The 22,441-nt window shown below is 70.3% G+C and carries 22 protein-coding genes and 1 pseudogene; 9 read left to right on the top strand and 14 right to left on the bottom strand.

Annotation, left to right across the window (positions count from 1 at the left end; genetic code table 11):
- Positions 1 to 109: 109 nt before the first annotated feature.
- From nuoK to ABZ444_RS07745, 3 genes and pseudogenes are all read right to left on the bottom strand, one after another.
- Positions 110 to 412: pseudogene (gene nuoK, locus ABZ444_RS07755) on the bottom strand (NADH-quinone oxidoreductase subunit NuoK); the annotation flags it as partial.
- A complete protein-coding gene (locus ABZ444_RS07750) occupies positions 412 to 972 on the bottom strand; it encodes an NADH-quinone oxidoreductase subunit J (protein WP_357994100.1) in 561 nt (186 codons plus the stop codon). The gene ABZ444_RS07750 and the pseudogene nuoK, both read right to left, overlap by 1 nt.
- Complete coding sequence (locus tag ABZ444_RS07745) at positions 969 to 2,567, bottom strand: 4Fe-4S binding protein (protein ID WP_357994098.1); 1,599 nt, start codon at positions 2,565 to 2,567, stop codon at positions 969 to 971. The genes ABZ444_RS07750 and ABZ444_RS07745 overlap by 4 nt, the downstream gene beginning before the upstream one ends.
- A gap of 210 nt (positions 2,568 to 2,777) precedes the next feature.
- On the opposite strand from ABZ444_RS07745, the gene ABZ444_RS07740 reads away from it, so the two are divergent.
- Positions 2,778 to 4,013, top strand: a complete 1,236-nt coding sequence (locus tag ABZ444_RS07740; RefSeq protein ID WP_357994096.1) for a serine/threonine-protein kinase — start codon at positions 2,778 to 2,780, stop codon at positions 4,011 to 4,013.
- Positions 4,014 to 4,235: 222 nt separating this feature from the next.
- On the opposite strand, the gene ABZ444_RS07735 is transcribed toward ABZ444_RS07740, so the two are convergent.
- From ABZ444_RS07735 to ndhC, 6 genes are all read right to left on the bottom strand, one after another.
- A complete protein-coding gene (locus ABZ444_RS07735; protein ID WP_357994094.1) occupies positions 4,236 to 5,180 on the bottom strand; it encodes a hypothetical protein in 945 nt (314 codons plus the stop codon).
- 79 nt (positions 5,181 to 5,259) lie between these two features.
- Entirely contained in the window at positions 5,260 to 6,201 is a 942-nt protein-coding gene (gene nuoH, locus ABZ444_RS07730; RefSeq protein ID WP_357994092.1) for an NADH-quinone oxidoreductase subunit NuoH, read from the bottom strand.
- Positions 6,194 to 6,736, bottom strand: a complete 543-nt coding sequence (locus ABZ444_RS07725; protein ID WP_357994090.1) for an NADH-quinone oxidoreductase subunit C — start codon at positions 6,734 to 6,736, stop codon at positions 6,194 to 6,196. The genes nuoH and ABZ444_RS07725 overlap by 8 nt, the downstream gene beginning before the upstream one ends.
- Positions 6,733 to 7,206: an NADH-quinone oxidoreductase subunit B family protein gene (locus tag ABZ444_RS07720; protein ID WP_352322499.1), complete on the bottom strand. Its 474-nt coding sequence runs from the start codon at positions 7,204 to 7,206 to the stop codon at positions 6,733 to 6,735. Before ABZ444_RS07720 ends, ABZ444_RS07725 begins: the two co-directional genes overlap by 4 nt.
- Positions 7,207 to 7,296: 90 nt before the next feature.
- Complete coding sequence (locus ABZ444_RS07715; protein ID WP_357994088.1) at positions 7,297 to 8,556, bottom strand: M48 family metallopeptidase; 1,260 nt, start codon at positions 8,554 to 8,556, stop codon at positions 7,297 to 7,299.
- Positions 8,557 to 8,630: 74 nt separating this feature from the next.
- On the bottom strand, positions 8,631 to 9,002 hold the full coding sequence (ndhC, locus tag ABZ444_RS07710; RefSeq protein WP_357994086.1) for an NADH-quinone oxidoreductase subunit A: 372 nt from the start codon (positions 9,000 to 9,002) through the stop codon (positions 8,631 to 8,633).
- Between the two features lie 85 nt (positions 9,003 to 9,087).
- Here ndhC and ABZ444_RS07705 point away from each other — a divergent pair, with 85 nt between their 5' ends.
- From ABZ444_RS07705 to ABZ444_RS07680, 6 genes are all read left to right on the top strand, one after another.
- Positions 9,088 to 10,560: a polysaccharide deacetylase family protein gene (locus tag ABZ444_RS07705; protein ID WP_357994083.1), complete on the top strand. Its 1,473-nt coding sequence runs from the start codon at positions 9,088 to 9,090 to the stop codon at positions 10,558 to 10,560.
- A 33-nt stretch (positions 10,561 to 10,593) separates the two neighbouring features.
- Positions 10,594 to 10,683 (top strand): putative leader peptide, encoded by a 90-nt coding sequence (locus ABZ444_RS07700; RefSeq protein WP_352322479.1) that lies wholly within the window; start codon positions 10,594 to 10,596, stop codon positions 10,681 to 10,683.
- 120 nt (positions 10,684 to 10,803) lie between these two features.
- Positions 10,804 to 12,648, top strand: a complete 1,845-nt coding sequence (locus ABZ444_RS07695) for a 2-oxoacid:acceptor oxidoreductase subunit alpha (protein ID WP_357994081.1) — start codon at positions 10,804 to 10,806, stop codon at positions 12,646 to 12,648.
- Positions 12,641 to 13,687, top strand: a complete 1,047-nt coding sequence (locus tag ABZ444_RS07690) for a 2-oxoacid:ferredoxin oxidoreductase subunit beta (protein WP_357994079.1) — start codon at positions 12,641 to 12,643, stop codon at positions 13,685 to 13,687. Before ABZ444_RS07695 ends, ABZ444_RS07690 begins: the two co-directional genes overlap by 8 nt.
- 61 nt (positions 13,688 to 13,748) lie before the next feature.
- Positions 13,749 to 14,672 (top strand): NAD-dependent epimerase/dehydratase family protein, encoded by a 924-nt coding sequence (locus ABZ444_RS07685; protein ID WP_357994077.1) that lies wholly within the window; start codon positions 13,749 to 13,751, stop codon positions 14,670 to 14,672.
- 60 nt (positions 14,673 to 14,732) lie between these two features.
- On the top strand, positions 14,733 to 15,389 hold the full coding sequence (locus tag ABZ444_RS07680) for a class I SAM-dependent methyltransferase (RefSeq protein ID WP_357966519.1): 657 nt from the start codon (positions 14,733 to 14,735) through the stop codon (positions 15,387 to 15,389).
- Between the two features lie 117 nt (positions 15,390 to 15,506).
- On the opposite strand, the gene ABZ444_RS07675 is transcribed toward ABZ444_RS07680, so the two are convergent.
- The 3 genes from ABZ444_RS07675 to ABZ444_RS07665 all read right to left on the bottom strand — a co-directional run bounded on the left by ABZ444_RS07675 (position 15,507) and on the right by ABZ444_RS07665 (position 18,818).
- Positions 15,507 to 16,922, bottom strand: coding sequence for a hypothetical protein (locus tag ABZ444_RS07675; RefSeq protein ID WP_357994075.1), 1,416 nt, complete (start codon positions 16,920 to 16,922; stop codon positions 15,507 to 15,509).
- A gap of 163 nt (positions 16,923 to 17,085) precedes the next feature.
- The gene (locus tag ABZ444_RS07670; RefSeq protein ID WP_357994073.1) at positions 17,086 to 18,006 is read right to left on the bottom strand and encodes a hypothetical protein; all 921 of its coding nucleotides are present in this window, start codon (positions 18,004 to 18,006) and stop codon (positions 17,086 to 17,088) included.
- A complete protein-coding gene (locus ABZ444_RS07665; RefSeq protein ID WP_357994071.1) occupies positions 18,003 to 18,818 on the bottom strand; it encodes a 2OG-Fe(II) oxygenase in 816 nt (271 codons plus the stop codon). Before ABZ444_RS07665 ends, ABZ444_RS07670 begins: the two co-directional genes overlap by 4 nt.
- Before the next feature lie 106 nt (positions 18,819 to 18,924).
- Between ABZ444_RS07665 and ABZ444_RS07660 the strand changes: the two genes are divergently transcribed.
- Both ABZ444_RS07660 and rfbC read left to right on the top strand, forming a co-directional pair.
- Positions 18,925 to 19,848, top strand: a complete 924-nt coding sequence (locus ABZ444_RS07660) for a glycosyltransferase family 2 protein (RefSeq protein ID WP_357994069.1) — start codon at positions 18,925 to 18,927, stop codon at positions 19,846 to 19,848.
- Positions 19,849 to 19,879: 31 nt separating this feature from the next.
- Complete coding sequence (gene rfbC / locus ABZ444_RS07655; RefSeq protein ID WP_357994067.1) at positions 19,880 to 20,428, top strand: dTDP-4-dehydrorhamnose 3,5-epimerase; 549 nt, start codon at positions 19,880 to 19,882, stop codon at positions 20,426 to 20,428.
- Here rfbC and ABZ444_RS07650 read toward each other — a convergent pair.
- On the bottom strand, positions 20,317 to 21,711 hold the full coding sequence (locus tag ABZ444_RS07650; RefSeq protein WP_357994065.1) for an O-antigen ligase family protein: 1,395 nt from the start codon (positions 21,709 to 21,711) through the stop codon (positions 20,317 to 20,319). The genes rfbC and ABZ444_RS07650 overlap by 112 nt on opposite strands.
- Positions 21,708 to 22,439, bottom strand: a complete 732-nt coding sequence (locus ABZ444_RS07645) for a hypothetical protein (RefSeq protein WP_357994063.1) — start codon at positions 22,437 to 22,439, stop codon at positions 21,708 to 21,710. Before ABZ444_RS07645 ends, ABZ444_RS07650 begins: the two co-directional genes overlap by 4 nt.
- Between the last annotated feature and the right edge of the window lie 2 nt (positions 22,440 to 22,441).

Below are 22,441 nucleotides of genomic sequence, written 5' to 3'. Positions count from 1 at the left end.
CCGGGTGGTGGTCGTTGGGAGAGGGCGGGGTGGTGTCGGCGGCCTGGCCGGAGGGGCCGGCGGTCGGGCGGGCGCCGCTCGGGACCAGGTCAGGGCGTTCGTCGGCGGGCTCGGACAGGTCGCGGAGATGGTCGAGGTCGACGGTGCGCCGGTTGCGGTAGAGGGCCAGGACGATCGCCAGGCCGAGGCCGACCTCGGCGGCGGCGATGACGATGACGAAGAGGGTGAGCACCTGACCGCTGTGCAGGCGGTCGCGCAGCCACACGTCGAACGCCACCAGATTGAGGTTGACGGCGTTGAGCATCAGCTCGACCGACATCAGCACGAGGATCGTGTTGCGTCTGGCGAGCACCCCGTAGACGCCCACGGAGAACAGCAGCGCGGAGACGACCGCCGGGTAGACGATGTGCACTAGTGACCCCCGGTCTGATCGGGCGGCGAGCCGGGAATGTCCGTACGGGACAGCACGATGGCTCCGATCAATGCGGCGAGCAGCAGCACGGACAGCGCCTCGAACGGCAGCACCCAGGTGGCGAAGATGCTGGCGCCCAGCTCCTTCGCCGCCCCCTGGCCCGGTGTGAGCGGGGTGTACGCCGTGCGGAACCCGTCGACCACGACCGTGACCAGGACCGCAGCGGTCGCCACCGCCACCAGGGCGGCCACCGGCCGGTTGCCGCTGTCGAGGTCGGCGGAACGGCCGATCGGGGCACGGGTGAGCATGATGCCGAACAGCATCAGGACCACCACCGCGCCCACGTAGATGAGCACCTGGACCCAGGCCACGAACTCGGCCGTCAGCACCAGGTAGCCGCCCGCGAGCGCGCCGAAGGAGACCACGAGCCACAGGGCGGCGTGGACGAGTTGCCGGGTCGTGACGACGAGCAGCGCCGATCCAACCGCTACCGCTCCCAGCAGCAAGAAGACGATCTCTTGCCCGGTGGGTGACAGGTAGGAGGGCACCGCCTCGGTCACGACTCCTCCTCGGACTCCTCTGGGTCGTCAGGGCCGAGCCGCCCCGGCGGTCGGATGGACCTCGGGTCCGCCATCCGGCGCCTGCGGGGGCTCGCGGAAGAAGTCTGCTCGTCCGGGCCGGGCTCCGGAGACGGTTCGCCCGCGCCTGTGGAAAACCCGTCCGAGGGCGGCTCGCCTGTGGATGAAGGCGGCGGGCGCTCGTCCGAGGCTTGGCCGCCCTGGTCCCCTGTGGGCGGGCGGTTCGGCTCCTCGCCTGCCGGAGCGGCGGCGTCGCCGTCATGGACGCGCGTCGCATCGCCCTCCGCCGCGGGGGGAACCTCGCCTTCCGTCACGTCCGACGGGTTTGCCTGTGTTGGCGGTTTCGGCGTCTTTGTCGCGGACGGACGAGTGTCTTCCGGTTCCTGGCCCTGTGCAGGGGCGGGAGTTGTGGAGGACGGTTCGGCCGGCTGCGGACCGGGCGGGAGAGCGCCTGGCGGACGGATGCCTCGTACGTTGGACATGGGCCTGCGCGTACGCTCGCGGCGGCCCGCAGCGGACGGCGGCGCGGCAGGACCTTCGCCGGGGGCGGCTTCGGGAGCTTCCGCGGCGCCGGCCTTCTCACGCGCCTGTTCTTCCTGGTCGGCACCGGCGCGCTCTTCGACGTCCCCGGCCGACGGGCCCGCGTCGATGCGCCCCGGAGGCGGGGTTGCGCCCGCCCGTCCGGTGTCACCTGCTGCGGCCCCCTCGGGGGCAGGGGCGGCTTCCCCGACTTCGGGGCGGCGCGCTGCTTCGGTGCCGGGGGTTGCGCTTATGGCGAAGTCGGGGGCAGCGCTCACGGCGGAGTCGGGGCCGAGCGCCGATGCGGCGCCGGTCTCGGAGTCGGCGCCCGCGTTTCCACCGGCGGCCGCCGCCCCCGGCTCTCCGCTCCCTGGGGTCACGGCTCCCTGCTCGGCGGCTCCCGGCTCGGTCACGCCTCCGCCCGGAGCGCCCGTCGCCCGCCTGCCGGCACGCTCGCCCTGCGGGCCGGCGCCTGGTCGAGCCGTGCCCGTTTCCTGGGGGGCCGTTGTCGACGCTGCTTCGCCCGTGGCGCCCTCCCGCTCTCGCGGGGCGCGGCGGGCGGGGCCGGGTGCTTCCGGTGCCGCTCCGGGGCGGGTGGTTCCGGTACGGGCCGCGGGACGGCGAGGGGCCGCCGTGAGCTCCTTGGGAGGTTCGGCGCCGGGATCGTGGGCGGGCGGCGGCGGGACGGTCTGGGTCCAGGACGCCAGCTTGTCCTTCTCGTGGAGAAGGTTCCGGATGTCACCCTCGGCGTACTCGAACTCCGGAGACCAGAAGAGGGCGTCGAAGGGGCAGACCTCGATGCAGATGCCGCAGTACATGCAGAGCGCGAAGTCGATGGCGAACCGGTCCAGCACGTTGCGCTGACGGGGACGCCCGCCCTCCGGGGCCGGGACGGTCTCCTTGTGGGAGTCGATGTAGATGCACCAGTCGGGACACTCTCGGGCACAGAGCATGCAAGAGGTGCAATTTTCCTCAACGAGGGCGATAACGCCTCGACTGCGCGGCGGTAGAGCCGGCTTGACCTCGGGATACTGCTGGGTGACGGATTTGCGCAGCATGTGGCGAAGAGTGATGGACAGCCCTTTCGCCAGTCCGACTCCCGGTATCCGCGCCATGGTTCAACATCATGACGTACTTGGCGGCGGAGGTGAATGAGCCAAGACCGTTGTCCCCAGTTTTTCCACAGCCATCCACAGGTTCGATGGAAGTTATCCACAGGCTGGGTGACTGTCCGATATGAACGACTGCATGGCGATAGTCTCTCGGCCATGCCGTACAGCCAACCGGTCCGTCCCAGCAGCGGGGCGTGGGCGGCCGCCATCGGGTGGGCCAGCCTGGCCCTGATCTCGTGCGGGCTGGCGACCCCGTTCACGATCGGGTTCGCGGCATTTTGGCTGCGGAGCACCTGGCAGGCCATCGGGGCCTGCGTCTACCTGGTCCTCATCGGCTCGTTCGTCATCGCCATCATGCTGTACGACGACTTCGACAACATCCCCGAGCCGATGTCCACGTTGATCTCGTTCGGGTTCGTGATCGCCTGGATCGGCGGGATCGCCCATTCTGCCGTCCTGGTGCCGGCGATGGCGCGGGCGCGCCACCGGCCGCCGGTGCACGCGCAGGCCCCCGCGCACACGCAGGCACCCATGCACGCGCACGCGCAGACGCCCGTGCCGCAACACCGGCCCGCCGACCTGCATCAACGGACCACGGCCCCCACCCATCAGCAGCATCGCGGGCAGCCGGAGTGGATCGGGCACTACCGGGTGCTGCACCAGCTCGGGCGCGGTGGGCAGGGCGCCGTCTACCTGGCCATGGCGCCCAACGGGGCGCGGGTGGCGGTCAAGGTGCTGCACGACCTGGTCGACGAGACGGCGCGCACCCGGTTCGCGCGGGAGGTGGACGCGGCTCGCCGGGTCGCCACGTTCTCCACGGCCCGGGTGCTCGACGTGAACATCAACGGGCAGCACGCGTACATCGTCTCGGAATACGTGGAGGGCCCGTCGCTGGAGCAACTCGTACGGCGCCACGGGCCCCGTGACGAGGACGGCCTGACGCGGCTCGCGTTATCCACAGCCGGAGCGCTGGCGGCCATCCACAAGGCCGGGGTGGTGCATCGTGACTTCAAGCCGAGCAACGTCCTGATCGGGCACGACGGGCCGCGGGTGATCGACTTCGGGATCGCCCGGGCGCTCGACCGGATGACCATGACGTCCGGGAAGATGGTGGGGACACCGCCGTACATGTCGCCTGAGCAGTTGACCGGTGAGCCTGTGGGGCCCGCGTCCGACGTGTTCAGCTGGGCGGTGACGATGATGTTCGCGGCCACCGGGCGTCCGGCGTTCGGGGAGGACACCGTGCCTGCCGTCTTCAACCGGGTGCTCACGTTCCATCCGGACCTGTCGCCGCTGCCGCCCGCCTTGCGCGCTGTGGTGGGGGCATGCCTGAACAAACGCCCCGAGGAACGACCGTCGGCGTCGGACGTGATGGTCGCGATCGTCCACTGACCGCCGACCACCTCCACACAGGCCGGCAACCACCGCACAACCGGCCGCCCACCGGTGATCGCCCGCGGCTGGCCTTCCCAACCGGATCAAAAGGGCTTGAAGCGAATCACCCCACTCCGAAGCGCCGTACGACGAAAGCGGGTCATCCCCTGCCTCAAGGGACACGAGGCACGGGAGCCCCCTTCACCGGATCTCGTACAGGGCGTCGTGATGATGAGGGTGTCAGGGGAAGGCCTGTGGGGAGTGGGTGGTGAGGGTCAGGTATTCCTCTCGGGAGACCTGGTGCATCGCCAGGCCCAGCCCGTGGCGTTCGGTGAAGCGGTGGAGAGAGGCCGGGGGCCAGCGGCCGGGCAGGTGGAGCAGGGGATTCCCGGCGGGGTCGAGGACGAAGACGCCGCACAGGTCGTCGTGGCGGTACCGCAGGAGGCTGCTGCCCGGTTCGACCGGAAGTTCGGTGATGACCCCCGAACGGCGGTACACCGACAACGTCCGGGACGACTTCATCCGCAGGTACGGCCCTCCAGGCGGCCCCACGACAAGGCCGCGCTTCTCCTGCCACCGGTGCACCCCGCCCAGCACAGGCCGCACGACGAGCAGCGCGGGACTGAAGGCCACCATCAACCATTTGGCCTCGATCAGTTCCATCAGGAAACGCCCGAAGGCCGAGAAGCCGCGCCAGGCACCCCACATTCCCGCGACCCCCAGGTACACCATCAACGCCAGCCCGGCGATTCCCGCGCACACCCCCAGCGCCATGTTCCATCGGGTCGTCCGCGGCGCCGGGACTCCGCGGATGCGTTCCCAGCCGGGGGCGCGGGCGGCGAGGATCCGGCGCGCCCGCTTGGAGCTGTCGTCCCGGCCGTCCCGGAGCGGGATGCCGGCCTTGGCGGCGAAGTCCCGCAGGTGGGGTGGATGCCAGTCGCCGGGGAGGTCCAGCAGGACCAGCCCGTCGGGGTCGAGGGCGGCGACCCCTTTCAGTAACTGCGACTTCTTCCCCGAACCGTCGATCGAATACTTGTAACGGTAGAGCGACGCGGGCGACAGGGTCATGGAACGGCCCCTGGCTTCGTCGGTGACGGTCAAGGTGCGGCCGTCGGAGGTGAGGCTGACTTTCGGGCAGCGGGCGCCTTTCATCGCACCCGCGACGGGCAGGAGTTGCGCGTTCACAAGTCGTCCCCTTCATCCGGGGCCCCCTATGCCGGGTATGACGGATAAGGGCGGCATAAAGTTTCCGCCGCCGCGAAACTCAGATGAGGACCTTCACCACTCCAGTGAGCGCGAGCTGCACGAGGGCCAGCGGCACCAGGCCGGCCCAGGCGAGCTTCTGCAGCTGATCCTCACGCAGCCGCGGATAGGTGACGCGCAGCCAGATCACCACGAACGCCAGCGCGAAGACCTTGATCAGGGTCCAGATCCAGCCGGGCAGGAACGGCCCGTGCCAGCCGCCCAGGAAGAGCACGGTGGTCAGGAAGGACAGGACGACGATCCCGGCGTACTCGGAGAGCATGAACAGGGCGAAACGCATGCCGGTGTACTCGGTCATCGGGCCCATGATGATCTCGGACTCGGCGATCGGCATGTCGAACGGCGGACGGCGCAACTCGGCCAGCCCCGCCACGAAGAACACCACGCCGCCGATCGCCTGCCAGGGCAGCCACCACCACTGCCACGCCTCGACGATGCCGGGCATCGACAGCGTGCCCGCCGCCATCGCCACGGACGAGGCCGCCAGCACCAGCGGCAGCTCGTACGACATGAGCTGGGCAGCCGCCCGCATGCCGCCGAGCACCGAATACTTGTTGGCCGACGCCCACCCCGCCATGATCGCGCCGAGCACCCCGACGCCCATGACGGCGAGCACGAAGAACAGCCCGAGATCGAGGTCGACGGCGACCAGGCCGCGGTCGAGCGGGATGACGATCAGCACGACCAGGTACGGGACCAGCGCCACGCCCGGCGCGATCATGAAGACGCGGCGGTCGGCCGCGGCCGGGATGACGTCCTCCTTCTGCATGAACTTCACGCCGTCGGCGATGAGCTGCGCCCAGCCGTGGAAGCCGCCGGCGTACATGGGGCCGAGCCTCGACTGCATGTGGGCCATGACCTTGTGCTCGGTCTGGCCGACGATCAGCGGCAGCACCAGGAACACGGCGAGGATGACGACGAAGCTCAGCACCACTTCAAGCATCAGGCGGACCCCAATCGGCCGGTACTCCGGGCGGAAGCGTCTTGCGGCGGCTCGGGGCGCCGTGCCCTGACTCGCCCGGCTCCTTGGCGCCCGGCCACGGCTTGGCCACGCGGGCGGCCAGCACGAAGTCCTTGCGCAGCGGATGGCCCTCGAAGCCGTCGGGCAGGAGCAGCGGCACCAGGTACGGGTGCTCCTCGAAGATCACCCCGAACATCTCGTACGTCTCGCGCTCGTACCAGTTCGCCCCCCGGTAGACGCCGACGGCGGACGGCAGGCGCGGGTCGGCGCGCGGCACCCGGGTGCGCAGCAGCAGCCGCTCGCGGGCGTCCAGGTTGTAGACGTGGGCGACGACGACGAACGCGTCGGGGGGCTCGTCCACGCCGGTCAGCCAGTCGAAGAAGGCGTGGCCGAGGTCGTCGCGCGCGAAGGTCAGCAGCTCGATCCAGTCGGCGGGGGCGACGTCGACCGTGGTCTCGCCGTAGGACTCGCTGATCTCGGCGCGCTCGCCGAAACGGGCGGCGACGGCGGCGTTCACGCCTGGTCCTCGGAGCCGTGGGAGCGGGACCAGACGTAGCGGTCGCTGAGCTTCTCCCCCGCGATCTTCTCCTGAAGCTTCATGATCCCGTAGAGCAGCGCCTCCGGACGGGGCGGGCAGCCGGGCACGTAGACATCGACGGGGATGATCTGGTCGACGCCGTTGGTCACGCAGTAGGAGTCCCAGTAGGGGCCGCCGGTGTTGGAGCAGGCACCGAACGAGATCACGTACTTGGGGTCCGGCATCTGCTCGTAGAGGCGCTTCACGGCGGGGGCCATCTTGTCGGTGACCGTGCCGGAGACGATCATCAGGTCGGCCTGGCGGGGGCCGTTGGCGAACGGGATGACCCCGAACCGGATGAAGTCGTGCCTGCTCATGGAGGTCGCGATGAACTCGATGGCGCAGCAGGCCAGCCCGAAGTTGAACACCCACAGCGAGTAGCGCCGCCCCCAGTTGAGCACGAACCGCATGGGTTTGGGCGCGAGCCTGGAGACAGGTCCGACGGTGGGCATCGGGAGATCCGTTGCTGCCATGTCGCCCATTCTTGCGCGAATCGCAGGTCAGGCAAAGGAATCATGTCTCTTGGTGGCGCCGAGTTCGGTGGCGAGCCGGTCGAACAGGGGGGCCAGTTCGGCCTCGATGGCCTCGTTCTCGTTGTCGCGCAGCCTGATCAGGGGCCAGTCGTGAGGCAGCGAGCGGACGAACTCCACGCGCAGCGGGAGCAGCGGATGCGAGTCGTCGAGGCGGGCCTGTGCCATGGCCTCGATCCGGCGGCGCCGTTCGAGCTCGGAGTCGGGGACGGCGGCCTGCCGCTCACGCAGGTGCTCCCACACCGAAGGGCCGAGCGCGGACGACATCCAGGCCAGTTCGTTCACGTCGACGTCGCCGGTGGCGACGAGGTCAAGGGTCGCGGCGGCGGCCGCCGAGGAGGCGATGCGGGCGGAGCGCTCGTCGGCGACGTACTCGGCCTGGCGGGCGGAGCGCATGGTGACGACCAGCAAGAGCAGGCCCACCAGCCGGACGACGACCCCGGCCACGCGCATCACGATGAGCAGCACCAGCGCCAGGACGCTGAGCACGCTCTGCGGCACGGCCTCCGCCGCGTACTCCCCGCCCCCGGCCGCGCCGCGCATCGCCCGGTGCACGGCGGCCAGCGCGCCGAGCGCGGTACGGGTGAACCGGTCGTGGCGGCTGTCGCCGTTGCTGGAATGGCTCAGCTCGTGCGCGAGCAGCGCCACCCGCTGCTGGGGTTCGAGCAGCGCCCAGAGGGGGGCGCCGATCGTGAGCACGCGCCTGCCCCTTGGGCCCACCTGTTCGAAGGACGCGTTGAAGACGGGGGTGACGACGACGAGGTCCACCTGGTCCGCCCCGATCTCCGCCCCGATCCTGTCCGTCAGGTCGTACAGGCGCGGCGCGGCGTCTCTGGTGAGCACGAGCGGTCCGCTCGGCACCCGGCCCAGACGCGGCCGCATCAGCCAGGCCACGAACAGCAGGAACGCGCCGAGCAGCACGCCGAGAACGTTCGGCCACGTGACGACCGCCCAGCCGGCCGCGGCGAGTGCGCTCACCGCGATCAGGTGGATGAGCCCGGCGAACAGGTACGAAAGCGCCCGCGGGACTTTCCCCTGCGGTACGTCGACGCCTCTCCTGAGCGCGTCGGCGTGCAGTCCGGCCGTCAGGCGGTCGGCGAGGACCGCGCTGATCGAGCGCTTGCCCTGAGGGACGGGCAGATTCCATCCGCAGGACGGACACCAGGCGGGATACCGCTCATCATGCTCGATCGAAACGTCGCAGCGGGGACACGATCTTTGTCTCGGCACGACCGAGGACGGTGACACACGACACATTCAGGGTGCCAGCACGTCCGGGTAACGATCGGCGGCCAGGAGCCGGGCTATGTCCAGGACAGGACGCGTTTGCGCCAGGCGTACAGGATGCCGAGGGCGATGAAGCCGAGGAACACGAACATCTCCACCAGAGTCGTGACCCCGTAGCCGGGCGCGTCGAAGATCGTGGCCCACGGGAAGAGGAAGACGGCGTCGACGGCGAAGACGACGTAGAGGTAGGTGAAGACGTAGTAGCGGACCTGCGACTGCGCCCAGCCGTCGCCGACGGGGTCGACGCCGCATTCGTACGTGGTCAGCTTCTCGGGGGTCGGCCTGGTGGGCCGCAGGAGCCGGTTGGCCGTGAGGGCCCCGGCGACGATGGCGACGCCGATCGCGAACAGCACGGCGACCAGCACGTAGGACCCGAAGTAGCCCTCCATGACGTGATCGTAACCCAGTCAAACCTCAGACCCCATAGCCCCAAGACAGGGCAAAAGGTAAGGTCCCCCACATACCCTGACAGACATGCACCAAACGCGATTCTTTGCTGGAATCGCTCTGCTGGCCCTCTCGGCCGGGGGCTGCGGGCTGGCCGCCGCCGCACCCGAGCGGGACGTGCTGGTCCCGGCAGAGCCGACCGCGATCGACTTCGTCGACCCCGCGACAGTCGTCGGCCTGTCCACCGCGACCATCACGAACGAGGACGACCACAGCAGATTCGTGCACATCAGCTACCCCGAACTGGCCGACGCGCCGGGCCTGAACCGCGCGCTGCGCGCGGACGCCGAGCGGCAACTGCGGGACTTCCGGGCCGCCAAGAGCGTCAACGGCGACTACCCGCGTCCCGAGCTGAACGTGGACTGGCAGCTCGCCGCCCGCTCCCCGGAGGCCGTCGCGGTACGGCTGCGCACCGGCGAGTTCCTGGGCGCGAGCTGGGGCAACTCCACCCGTACCTTCTGGTTCGACCCGCGTACCGGCAAGGCGGGCGGGTCCGCGGCGCTGCTCGGCGGGCCGCAGGCGCTGGACCGGCTCGCGGTGCTGGTCAAGGAGCAGCTCAAGGGACGCGGGCCACAGGTCGAGCGGGACGGCGTGCGGGCCGACCCCGGCCAGTTCGACTCCATGGCCTTCAACCGGAGCGGTGACCTGGTGGTCGAGTTCGACGACTGCCAGATCGGGCCGTGCTCGCTCGGCCGGGTCGCCGTGGCCGTCCAGGCGGGACGGGTCGCGCCGCTGCTGTCCGAGCTGGGACGCCGGGCGCAGGAGAGCGTACGGGAGGCCGCCCGCAGCGCCCCTCCGGCCGGGCCGAAGACGACGCCGACGGCCAGCCCCGAGGCGTCCAGCAACCGGGCCGGGAGCGTGAACTGCGCCAGGACCAAGTGCGTGGCGCTGACGTTCGACGACGGGCCGGGGCCGCGGACCGGGCGGCTGCTCGACCTGCTGGCCGCCGGCAAGGCGCGGGCCACCTTCTTCACCGTCGGGACGAACGCCGTCGCGCAGCCGGGCCTGCTGCGCAGGATGAGCGCGGAAGGCCATCTGGTCGGCAACCACTCCTGGTCGCACCGTGACCTGTCCAAGCAGGCGACCAGCAAGATCGCTGACTCCTTCCGGCGTGCCGACGACGCCGTCCGGGCGGCGATCGGGCAGGAGCCCACACTGGCCCGCCCGCCCTACGGCGCGATCAGCAAGGACGTGCGCGACGTCGCCCGCGACCTCGGACTGTCGCTGGTCGGCTGGGACGTGAACTCCAGGGACGAGCCCGGCGCGAAGGCGTCGGAGATCGCCGACCGCGTCGTGCGGAAGGCCCATCCGGGCGCGATCATCCTGATGCACGACACCAACCCCGAGTCGATCGACGCGATTCCGGGCATCCTGAAAGAACTCAGCGGGAAGGGTTACACCTTCGTGACCGTTCCAGAGTTGTACGGCTCCGCAGCGATGCGCGCCGGACGCCTGTACGAGTCGGGGAACCAGCAGTCGCGCAAGCAGCCCCTGACGTAGCACACGTGTTGGGGGGACGTATCATTGGCGCTCGTGACCCGAACCGTCCTCTTCGCACGCCTGCATGTAGACCTCTGCAGGCTCGCGTCAGGGCTGTGTCGTCGTTCTCCCGCCTCACCCTGACTTCCGACCGCGTTACCCGCTTTCGCGGCTGGCAAACGCGTGACCTTCCGAGGATCTAGCATGGAAACAGAGAACGCGCCCAACGCAACCGCGCCTTGGCGCGTCGAGGAGGACTGAGCTGTGACGAAGCAGGTCCAGCAACTCGACCGCGTGATCATCAGGTTCGCCGGCGACTCCGGCGACGGCATGCAGCTCACCGGCGACCGCTTCACCGCGGGGACGGCGGAGTTCGGCAACGACCTGTCGACGCTGCCCAACTTCCCCGCCGAGATCCGCGCTCCCGCAGGAACCCTGCCCGGCGTGTCGAGCTTCCAGCTCCACTTCGCCGACCACGACATCCTGACGCCCGGCGACGCGCCCAACGTGCTCGTGGCCATGAACCCGGCGGCACTGAAGGCCAACCTCGGCGACCTGCCACGCGGCGCCGACATCATCGCCAACATCGACGAGTTCTCCAAGCGCAACCTGCAGAAGGTCGGCTACGCGGCCAACCCGCTGGAGGACGACTCCCTGAGCGAGTGGCGCGTGCACGCGGTGCCGCTGACCTCGCTGACGGTCAAGGCGCTCGAAGGCTTCGAGATCTCGAAGAAGGACGCCGAGCGCGCCAAGAACATGTTCGCCCTCGGCCTGCTGTCGTGGCTCTACCACCGGCCGACCGAGCAGACGATCTCGTTCCTGGAGCAGAAGTTCGCCAAGAAGCCCGACATCGCCAAGGCGAACATCGCGGCCTTCCAGGCGGGCTGGAACTACGGCGAGACGACCGAGTCGTTCTCGGTCTCCTACGAGGTCAAGCCGGCCAGGCTGGCTCCCGGCGTCTATCGCAACATCTCCGGGAACCAGGCTCTCGCCTACGGGCTGATCGCGGCCAGCGTGCAGTCGAAGCTGCCGCTGTTCCTGGGCTCTTACCCGATCACGCCGGCCAGCGACATCCTGCACGAGTTGTCCAAGCACAAGCGGTTCGGCATCCGCACCTTCCAGGCGGAGGACGAGATCGCGGGCGTCGGGGCGGCGCTGGGTGCCGCGTTCGGCGGGGCGCTGGGCGTGACCACCACCTCCGGCCCCGGCGTGGCGCTGAAGGCGGAGACGGTCGGCCTCGCGGTCACCACCGAGCTGCCGTTGATCATCGTTGACGTCCAGCGCGCCGGTCCCAGCACGGGCATGCCGACCAAGACCGAGCAGACCGACCTGCTGATGGCCATGTTCGGCCGCAACGGCGAGTCGCCGGTGCCGATCGTCGCGCCGCTCTCGCCGAGCGACTGCTTCGACGCGGCCGTCGAGGCGGCCCGCATCGCGGTCAAGTACCGCACGCCGGTCATGTTGCTCTCGGACGGCTACCTGGCCAACGGCTCGGAGCCGTGGCGCCTGCCCGAAGTTTCCGACTTGCCCGACATTTCGCAAGAATTCACGACCGAGCCCAACGGTGAGGGCGGCGAGTTCCTGCCGTTCAAGCGTGACACCGAGACGCTGGCCCGCCCCTGGGCCATCCCCGGCACCCCCGGCCTCGAACACCGCATCGGCGGCATCGAGAAGGCCGACGGCACCGGCAACATCTCCTACGACCCGGACAACCACGACCTGATGGTCCGCACCCGGGCCGCCAAGATCGCCGGGATCGACGTGCCCGACATCGAGGTCGACGACCCCGACGGCGACGCCAAGGTCCTGGTCATCGGCTGGGGCTCGACGTACGGGCCGATCGCGGCGGCCGTGCGGCGCATCAGGCGCGAGGGCGGCAAGGTCGCCCAGGCGCACCTGCGCCACCTCAACCCGCTGCCGGCCAACACCGGCGAGGTGCTCAAGAGCTACGACAAGGTGCTGCTGCCCGAGATCAACCTCGGCCAGCTCGCGCTGCTGCTGCGGGCCCGCTACCTCGTCGACGTGATCAGCTACAACCGCGTGCGCGGGCTCCCGTTCAAGGCCGAGGAGCTGGCCGGAGTCATTCAGGACGTGATCGACAGTGACTGAGCTGGTGAACGGGAAGGGCCTGAGCCTGGTTCCCAAGACGGACGTCAAGCAGGGGCTGAAGGACTTCAAGTCCGACCAGGAGGTGCGCTGGTGCCCGGGTTGCGGTGACTACGCGATCCTGGCCGCCGTGCAGAGCTTCCTGCCCGAGCTGGGGCTGCGGCGCGAGAACATCGTGTTCGTCTCCGGCATCGGCTGCTCCTCGCGCTTCCCGTACTACCTCAACACCTACGGCTTCCACTCGATCCACGGCCGCGCGCCCGCGATCGCGACCGGCCTGGCCGCCTCGCGGCCGGACCTGTCGGTGTGGGTGATCACCGGTGACGGCGACGCGCTGTCGATCGGCGGCAACCACCTGATCCACGCGCTGCGCCGCAACGTCAACCTGAACATCCTGCTGTTCAACAACAGGATCTACGGTCTGACCAAGGGCCAGTACTCGCCCACCTCCGAGGTCGGCAAGATCACCAAGTCGACGCCGATGGGCTCGCTGGACAAGCCGTTCAACCCGATCTCGCTGGCCATCGGCGCCGAGGCGTCGTTCGTGGCCCGCACGATCGACTCCGACCGCAAGCACCTGCAGTCGGTGCTGCGCGAGGCCACGGCCCACCGCGGCACGTCGCTGGTGGAGATCTACCAGAACTGCAACATCTTCAACGACAACGCCTTCGAGCAGCTCAAGGACCCGGCGGTCCGCGACGACATCACGCTGCGCCTGGAGCACGGCGAGCCGATCGTGAGCGCGTCCAAGGCCGTCGTGCGCGCCGCCAACGGCGGCATCGAGGTCGTCGCCAGGGACGGCGTGAGCGAGGAGCAGATCCTCGTGCACGACGCCCACAACCCCGACCCGTCGGTGGCCTTCGCCCTCAGCAGGCTCGACGAGCCGGCCTTCGAGCACGTGCCGATCGGCATCTTCCGCCAGGTCGACCGCCCGGCTTACGACGTGCTCATGGCCGACCAGTTGGAGGAGGCCGTGGCGCAGAAGGGCCCCGGCGACCTGAGCGACCTGCTCATGGGTGGAGACACCTGGCGCATCGGCTAGTTCGTGTATTAGATGGAGCCGTCGGCCTGACGGCTCCATCTTCCACGGAGGTCAATCCACGATGTCGTATTGGCCTGAGGCCGTGGTGCTGGTGACGGGTGCGGCCGGGTTCATCGGATCGCACCTGGCCGCGCGTTTACGCGTGCTCGGCGCGCAGGTGCACGCGGTGAGCCGGCGGCCCCAGCGGGCCCGCCACGGGGAGATCTGGCACCAGGCCCGGCTCGACGACGCCGGCGACACCGCGCGGCTGTTCCGGTCTGTACGCCCGGACCTGCTGTTCCATCTCGCCGGCGAGGTCACCGGGTCGCGCGGTGACGAGGTCGTCCGGGCCACGCTGGAGAGCAACGTCGTGGGCGCGGTCAACGTGCTGTCGGCCGCGCGCGAGCACGGCGTCCGGACCGTGTTCACCGGCTCGATCGAGGAGCCGCGGCCGGGCAACGACCATGCGCCGCCCTCGTCGGCGTACGCGATGTCCAAGTGGGCCGCCACCGGCTACGCGCGGCTCTACCACCGGCTCTGGGACCTTCCCGTCACCGTGCTGCGTCCCAGCATGGTCTACGGCCCGGCCCAGCCCGACACCACCAAGCTGGTGCCGTACGTGACGCTCTGCCTGCTGCGCGGCGAACGTCCCCGGCTGACCAGGGGCGCCAAGCTCGCCGACTGGATCTACGTGGACGACGTCGTCGACGCGTTCGTGCTGGCGGGCGAGTCCGACAAGGCGGTCGGCCACACGCTCGACGTCGGCACCGGCGTACGGACCGCCGCCCACGAGGTCGTCGAGCGGCTCTACCGCATCACGGGCACGGGCACGCGGCCCGAGTTCGGCGCCGCGCCCGACCGACCGCACGACATCACGCAGGTCGCCGACATCGTCCCGGCGGCGGACCGGCTCGGCTGGCGCCCTGCCACGGAATTGGACGAGGGGTTGCGCCGGACGGTCAATTGGTATGCATCCCAAGAATGTCACGAAGAAACGCGCTCTTAGCCGGGCAGGCGAAATTCTGCGAGCATAGGGCTACTTATTCCGGCCGGAGGAGTTGCCTTTATGAGCCGCCTGAACGCCCTGCGCAGTCGTTTCGTGGACGCTCCCGACTCGCTGGGGGCCAAGGCGCGGGCACGCAGGTGGCAGTGGTTCGCCGCCCGCTTCCCCGACCTCGACCGGATGAGCGTCCTCGACCTCGGCGGCACGGCCGGGGCCTGGATGCGCGCCCCGGTCAGGCCCGCGCACGTGCACATCGTCAACCTCGAACAGCCGCCCGCCGACCTGCCGTCCTGGCTGCGGGCCGACGTCGCCGACGCCTGCGACCTGCCGCCCGCGATCCGCGGCACCCGCTACGACCTGGTCTTCTCCAACGCCGTCATCGAGCACGTCGGCGGCCACCAGCGCCGGCAGCGCTTCGCCGACACCGTGCACGAGATGGCCGATCGCCACTGGGTGCAGACGCCCTACCGGTACTTCCCGGTCGAGCCGCACTTCCTGTTCCCCGGCTTCCAGTTCCTGCCGCTCGCCGCGCGGACGACGATCCTGCGCCGCTGGCCGCTCGTCCACACGCCGACCTCCGACCGGGACGCCGCCCGGATGATCGCCATGGAGGTCGAGCTGCTGAGCGTGACCGAGATGCGGCACTACTTCCCGAAGTCGCGGCTGCGCTTCGAGCGGCTGGCCGGGCTGGTGAAGTCGGTCATCGCGGTCCGCAGCTAGCACCCGGAGCGCGATCCGCGGCCGGCCCGCCCTGAGCGCGGTCCTCGCGATCCGCGGCCGGCCCGCCCTGAGCGCGGTCCTCGCGGTCCGCGGCCGGCCCGCCCTGGCTCGCCGGGGTCAGTCCGCGCCCATGATGCTCGCGCCGCCGCCCTCCCAGGAGTTGCCCTTCCAGACGTTGCCCGGCCCGTTCGCGTCCCAGTACGACACCGGGCCGGCGTAGCCGCCCTTGGGCCAGACCTTGCGGCTGAAGACGTTGTCGATCACCTTGATGTTGGACGACAGGCCCTTCCGGCCGGCGCCCGCGTACAGCGACCAGCCGCCGCCGGCCAGGAAGTTGCCCTGGACGGTGACGTTCCTGGTGACGCCGAAGTCCTGGAAGAGGGCGATGGCGCCGGTCTGGTCGAGGGTGTTGATCACCGTGTTGTGCCTGATGACCAGCTCGGTGCCGGGGGCGGCGGTGCCGGTGGACATGATCATGTCGGTGTGGTCGCCGGAGTAGTACTTCGGGTCGTGCACGTAGGAGTCCTCGACCAGGCCCTGGTCGGTGAGGATGCCGTTGGAGATCGTGTGGATGTCCACGCGGCGGATGGTGATCATCTTGCCCTGGTTGAGAATGCCGAACTGGGTGCGCACCTTGCCGTTGCCGAAGATCTCGCTGTCCTCGACCTTCAGGCCGGAGAAGCCCTCGCGCTGGAGGATGCCCCAGTAGTCGCTCTGGCCGCGGACCCGGGTGTTGCGGATGGTCACGTTGTCGGCCTCGACGGTGATGTCACCGGTGACGTCCCAGCCGTCGATGACCTTGCCGTCCTCCTTGATGACGATCGAGCCGGTCTTCTTGACCAGGTCGGTGCCGTCGGGGACGCCGGTGTTGCCCGCGCCGGGCCAGCCGCCGCCGGGGGGCGAGGTGGCGGTGGGGGTCTTGGTGGGGGTCTGGGTCGGCGTCTGGGGCGGAGTCTTGCTCGGTGTGGGCGTCGCGGTCGGGGTGCCGGTGGGCGTCGCCGTCGGGGTGCCGGTGGGGGTCGCGGTCGGGGTGCGGGTGGCCGTGGGCGTCGCGGTCGGGGTACGGGTGGCCGTGACGGTCGGCGTGGCCGGAGGGCTCACCGTGGGCGTCGCCGTGGGCGTCGTCGGGGGTGTCGGCGGGGGTGTCGGCGGGGGCGTCTTCGTGGGCGTCCCGGGTGGGGTGCCGGGCAGGGTGCCGGTCGGCGTCGGGCGGTGCGTCGGCCGGTGGGTGGGACGGCGCGTCGGGCGCGCGGTCGGCTTCCTCGTGGGCCGCCTGGGCCACCACCACGGCTCCTGGCTCCGGGTCCGGGTGGGCCGGGGCTTGTGGGTGGTGGGACGCGGCCGGGCCCGCCGGCCGGCGGCGGCCTGTGGCGAGGCCGCGTTGCTCGCCCCGCCTGCTTCCGTCAGGACGGCCCGGGGCTCCAGTACGTCGGAGACGACGAGGCCGTACCCGCCGGCCAGCACCGCCACCACGGAGACCCCGGCCAGGGATAACCAGCCGGTACGTCTCTTCCCTCTTCGATGCCGCGACACAGGCGACTCCTTCCGATCGTGGCCGAGTCCGAGTCCCCCAAGGGGAGAGAGTAGCCATGCCGAAAGAAGAAGTGGTGCCTTTTACCGAAATAAACTCGTTATCCTCCAAAATCACAACAAGCTCATGTTTCTCATCTATCACGGCAAATCCGACAAAGAGGCGTCATCCCGGCTGTACCGTGCCGCCGTTTTCCCAGGTGTTCCCGTGCCACCTGTTTCCGGGCCCGTCTTTATCCCAATATGAAACCGGTCCCGCCGCTCCGCCCTTGGGCCAGACGCGGCGGCTGAAGACGTTCCCGATCACCTTGATGTTGGACGACTTCCCCTTCACCCCGGCCCCCGCGTACAGCGACCAGCCGCCGCCGGCCAGCAGGTTGCCCTCGACCGTCACGTCCTTGACGACGCCGAAGTCCTGGAAGAGGGCGATGGCGCCGGTCTGGTCGAGGGTGTTGATCACCGTGTTGCGCCGGATGACCAGCTCGGTGCCGGGAGCGGGCGGCCCGGTGGACATGATCATGTCGGTGTGGTCGCCGGAGTAGTACTTCGGGTCGTGCACGTAGGAGTCCTCGACCAGGCCCTGCTGGGTCAGGATGCCGTTGGAGATCGTGTGGATGTCCACGCGGCGGATCGTGATCAGCTTGCCCTGGTTGAGTATGCCGAACTGGGTGCGCGCCTTGCCGTTGCCGAAGATCTCGGTGTCCTCGACCGTCAGGCCGGTGCGTCCCTCGCGCTGGAGGATGCCCCACCAGCCCTTGGTGCCGCGCACCCGCGTGTTGCGGATGACCACGTCGTCGGCCTCGACCGTGATGTAGCCGGTCACCTCGACGCCGTCGATCACCGTGCCGTCCTTGGTCACCCTGATCGACCCCGACTCGCGCAGCGCCACCCCCTCGGGCACGCCGGTGTTGTGCGCGCCCGGCCAGCCCTGCTCGGCCGGCTTCGACGGCGGCGGCGTGCCCGGCCTGGACGTGGCCACGGCCGGCGACCGGGTGACCTCGGGCCCGCCGGGGGACCCGGTGCAGCCGCTCAGCAGCACGACCAGGACCGCGACGAGACACCAGCCCCCTCGGACGTACGGCCTCACTCGCCCTTGGTCCTCCGGCCGCCGACGAGGTCGGCCAGCGCGGGCGGCGTCCAGCGTTTGGCGACCTGGCGCAGGTTGCTCTTCCACGCCTCGCCCGGCCGCTGCTTGAACAGCGTGGTGTGGTCGTCGGTGACCTCGTCGTCGGGTCTGCCGTTGGAGTAGTAGTAGAGCGCCATCGAGCGGCGGGCCCGGTCCTCGGGACAGGTGAGCGGGTCGGGGTGGCCGTGGTTGGCGTCGTCGGTCGTGGCGAACAGCACGAACCGGTTGAAGACCGGGAGGATCTTGCCCTCGCACTCGGTCATGTCCTGGTTCCACAGCTGCAGGTGCCCGCCGTAGCTCTCCTCCCAGTCCTTGTTGAGGTAGAGCAGGCCGTTGAGCCGGCGGTCGAGGTTGAGCCGGCGGCTGCGGTTGAAGTCGGCGTGCACCTTCAGGAAGCCGCCGGGCCGGATCTGGTGCAGGCCGCCGCCCTCGAAGTGCGGGTCGGAGACCAGTTGCGTGATGCCGGTCAGCCGCTCCAGGAACTCGACGAACACGCCGCTGTTGAACTCGGCCAGCAGACGCCGGGTGGCCGGCCCCATGCGCTCGGTGTCGGCCAGCGCCAGCTTCACCTCGCGCGCGCTGTCGAACCGCTGCCAGGTGGCGTCGCGCGGCTCGGGGAACTCCTCGAGGACGGGCTCCAGCACCTCGGGCGGCAGGAAGTCGTCGATGACCACGTGACGGAACGGCGAGGCGGTACGGAACTGCTCGGAGTACTTGTCCGCCAGCGGGAACAGCTCGTCCCGGCGGAAGGTGAAAGCCTGCAGATCCTGCATGGAATGTGTCTCCGTCTCCTACGACACCCGGCCTCTACCTCCTCATCGCCTCATCAGTGCCTTCTGTTACCTGTAACGATCCATTCCCGGCCGCCGATGGCGACATGTGACGCCCGGCCCTCCCCGAGTCGCGATCGTGATCGTGACCTACAACAGCGCGCCGGTCCTCGGCGGTTGCCTGGCCTCCCTGCCCGAGGGCGCGAAGGGAGTCCGGCTCACCGACGTCGTCGTGGCCGACAACGCCTCCAAGGACGACTCGATCGGCATCGCCGAACAGGCCGCCGGCCTGCCCGTACGGCCCCTTCAGGTGGGCCGGAACGCCGGGTACGCCGCGGCGATCAACGCCGGGGTCGCCTCGCTCGACCTGGACGGCCTCGACGCGGTGCTCGTCCTGAACCCGGACTGCCGCCTGCGCCCCGGCGCGCTGGCCGTACTGGCCGCGGCCCTCGACCGGCCGGGCACCGGCATCGCGGTCCCCCGGCTGGTCAGCACCGAGGGGGTGCTGCACCACTCGCTGCGCCGCACGCCCGCCGTACGCCGCGCGCTGGCCGAGTCGCTGGTCGGCGGACGGCTGGCGGGGCGGATCGGCACGCTGGGCGAGATGATCGTCGATCCGGCCCGCTACGAACGTCCCGGGCCGGCCGACTGGGCCACCGGCGCCGCCATGCTCGTCTCGGCCACGGCGCTGGCCCGGCTCGGCCCCTGGGACGAGTCCTTCCTGCTCTACAGCGAGGAGACCGAGTACGCGCTGCGCGCCGCCGACGCCGGCTGGACCCTCTGGTACGAGCCCGCCGCGGTGGTCGAGCACATCGGCGGCGAGGCCAAGACCAGCCCGATGCTGGCCGCGCTGCTCACCGTCAACCGCGTCCGGCTGTTCCGGCGGCGCCGGGGCCGGGTCGCGACCGCGGGCTTCTACCTGGCCGTGCTGCTCGGCGAGGCGATGCGGGCGGCGGCCGGGCGGCGTACGGCCAGGGCCTCGGTCGTGGCGCTGCTCAGGCCGTCCCGCCGGCTGCGGGCCCTGCCGGGCTGAGCCGCGGGCCCTTCCACAGGAGAGGAACACCATGAGAGTCGAGCGACTGGGGCTCGAAGGCGCGCTGCTGTTCGTGCCGACGCCGAGCCATGACGACCGCGGCCTGTTCACCAGGACCTTCGACGCCGCGATCGCCGCCGAGCACGGGCTGGACCACACGGCGTTCGTCCAGGACAGCCAGTCGCGCTCGCGGCTCGGCACGGTCAGGGGCATGCACGGCCGGTCGGGGCGCGGCGAGGCCAAGCTGGTGCGCGCCGCCCGTGGCGCGGTGCTGGACGTCCTGGTGGACGCGCGGCCGGGGTCGCCGACGTTCGGCGCGCACGTCGCCGTCCGGCTCGACGACGTGACCTTCGCCAACCTGTACGTGCCGCCGGGCCTCCTGCACGGCTACCAGGCGCTGACCGAGCAGGCCGACGTCTGCTACCGCATCGACAGGGAGCACGACCCGGCCGAGGACCTGGCCGTCCGCTACGACGACCCCGACCTCGCGCTGCCGTGGCCGTTGCCGGTGACCGCGATCAGCGAGCGCGACAGGTCGGCGGGCTCGTGGAAGGAGCTCAGGACCATCCTGGCCTCCTGATCGCGGCGTTCGAACCGCATCAGCGCCCCGGCCGCGCCGACGAGCAGGAACAGCACGCTGGTGATGCCGGGGAAGGACAGCAGGTCGAAGGTGGCCGCGCCGAGCAGCGGGATCACCAGGCAGGCGGCGATGGTCAGGCCGAGGTTGCGCACGTTCGGGTCGGTGCTCATGCGGCGCACCCGCAGGGCGACGACGATCCCGCACACGATCACGCCGACGAACCCCAGCACGCCGACCACCCCGGTCTCCACCAGGGACAGCAGGTACTGGTTGTCGAACACCTGGTGCTTGAAGGGGTACCAGGTGCCGAGGCCGCGGCCGAAGACCGGGCTCTTGGCGAACTCCCGCATCGCGAAGGGATAGTCGTGGGTGCGGTAGATGACGCTGCTGTCCTCGCCCGCGCCGGCGAACAGGTTGTAGAACGTGCCGATCAGGCCCGGCGCCAGCACCTTCATGAAGCCCAGGAACACCACGAACGCGCCGATGGTGACGATCCGCCGCCGGTTGGACCAGCCGAGCAGCAGGATCAGCCCGGCCCCGGCCAGGCCGAGCACGGCCGTCCTGGAGACCGAGAACATCAGGCCGGCCGCGATGACGCCCGCGCAGATCCACCAGCGGGTCGCGGCCTGGCCCCGGCTGCGCGCCTGGAAGCCGAGGTGGGCGGCCAGCGGCAGCAGCATCGCCGACAGCGCGCCGAACTCGATCGGGTGGCCGAGCGTGCCGGCGACCCTGCGCAGGTCGGACCGGGAGATCACGGTCGGCACCTCCTCGACCGAGGAGTGGCGCAGGCCTGGGACGCGCATGTACTCGGTGAGGTCGAGGTCCAGCCGGAACTGCAGCAACGCGACGATCGCGGCGAACGTGCCGCCGATGACGACCGCCTTGAGCACGAAGTCGAGGCGGTCGCGGCTGCCGATCCCGTCGCACATGACCAGCAGCAGGCTCGCGTACCCCAGGTAGAGCACCAGCGTGTGGTCGGCGAGGTTGAGCTCGTCGGAGGGCAGGTAGCGGTAGGTCGTGTAGCCGTAGACGGCCAGCAGGAGCATGCCGTAGACGAAGATCGAGGTGCGGACGGGGTTGCCGCCCTTGGCGACGCCGGTCGTGCCGACCATCTGGGCGCACACCCACACCAGGCCCAGGAACAGGGCCATGATCTCGGCGGGGGTGAGCGAGAGCGGCAGCCCGGCGACCGCCAGGCGGGCCGGCAGGATCAGCAGGAACAGCACGAACAGGCAGGCCAGGGTGGCGCCGTCGGCGCGCCGCGGCAGGGTGGTCGCGGTCATCCTTCGTGTCCCGCCGGCGTCCTGGCGCCGTTGGCGAGCGCGGGCTCGAACCGCACGGAACCGCCCGCGGCTCCCCGGCGTGACCGGCGGTGCCGGGCGAAGCTCTCCACGGCGAAGGCGGCGAACAGGCTCATGAAGAACGCCAGCGCGCCGGTGATGACGGCGCTGCGCATGCGGCTGCCCTTCTTCTCGTCGGGCGCGGTCGGCGGCACCACGACCGTGGCGGTCACGTACGTGGTGGGCGGCGCCTTGACCTGCTGCTGCCGGGCCCGCAGCTCCTTCTGGGCCAGGGCGGTGACCTTCACGACGATGCCGTGGGCCAGCTCGGCGCTCGGCGCCTCACAGACGATCACGATGAACGGGGTCGCGGGCATCAGCTCGGGGTTGGTGCCACCGCTGGTGATCTTGAGCGTGACGTCGCCGCCGATGGGCGCGCCGAGCGCGGCGGCCGTCTGGGGCGTGTTGAGCGCCTGGATGAGGATCGAGGAGGTCATGCTGAGCCCCTGGTCGAAGGAGACCAGGGGGTTGGTGCGCGGGTTGGGGAACTTGGGGTCGCTCGGCACGCTGCCGCCGGTCACCGGCAGGGTCAGGACGAGCGCCGAGCTGGAGATGAAGGTCTTGGGCGCGACGGCGAAGACGCCGAGGGCCGTGACGACCGTGAGCAGGAACGCGGGGACCGTCACGTACCAGTGCTTGAACAGGATCTTCGCCGTCGCCCAGAAGTCCATGG

It is taken from the genome of Nonomuraea sp. NPDC005730, assembly GCF_040630865.1.
In the GTDB taxonomy this organism is placed as follows: Bacteria; Actinomycetota; Actinomycetes; order Streptosporangiales; family Streptosporangiaceae; genus Nonomuraea.
Note: the sequence above shows the minus strand (reverse complement) of the source record. Positions and strands in the feature narration are given on the sequence as shown.